This is a genomic window from Paraburkholderia sp. BCC1876, from assembly GCF_902833695.1.
Taxonomy (GTDB): domain Bacteria; phylum Pseudomonadota; class Gammaproteobacteria; order Burkholderiales; family Burkholderiaceae; genus Paraburkholderia.
On sequence record NZ_CADFGI010000056.1, the window covers coordinates 1 to 515 of the forward strand.

General features: G+C 65.2%; 1 pseudogene. It reads right to left on the minus strand.

Going from position 1 to position 515, the window contains the following annotated elements:
* Nucleotides 1-515: pseudogene (locus HWY05_RS37735) on the minus strand (peptidase S10); the annotation flags it as partial.

The following is a 515-nucleotide window of genomic DNA, read 5'->3' on the forward strand; positions in this document are numbered from 1 at the left end:
AACGGCGTGGCCAGGTCGTGATAGCCGTTGGCCGACAGCACCTTCAGCTGCGGGTTGAGCTGCAGCGCCGCGAGCAGGTCCGGGATCGTGTCCGGCACCGCCTGGCCCGCGTGGCTGAAGTCCCAGGCGCCGATGATGTCGTTGTTGAGGGTGGCATAGGTCGCGTTCGGCGCCTCGAAGCCGAGCTCGTTCGGCAACTGCGTGGCCAGCGCATTGGTGAAGGGCTGGGTGATCAGGATGTCGGAGGGATCCGAATCCTGCTGCAGGCGCGGGTAGCTGATCGGCAGGATCACGCGGCCGTCGTAACGGCCGATGGTCGAGCCCGGTACCAGGTTGGTGCCGTAGTAGTCGTTGCCGAAGTAGGCGTTCAGCGAGGCGACCGACATGTTGGTCTGCGTCGACCATTGCGACAAGGTGTTGTTGTCGGGGAAGGTCGGGTTCGGCACCAGCGGGCTGCCGGCGAAGAAGAAGGTCGGCGCGTAGGTGGCCAGCTGCGAATACTGCGCGGTCACGAA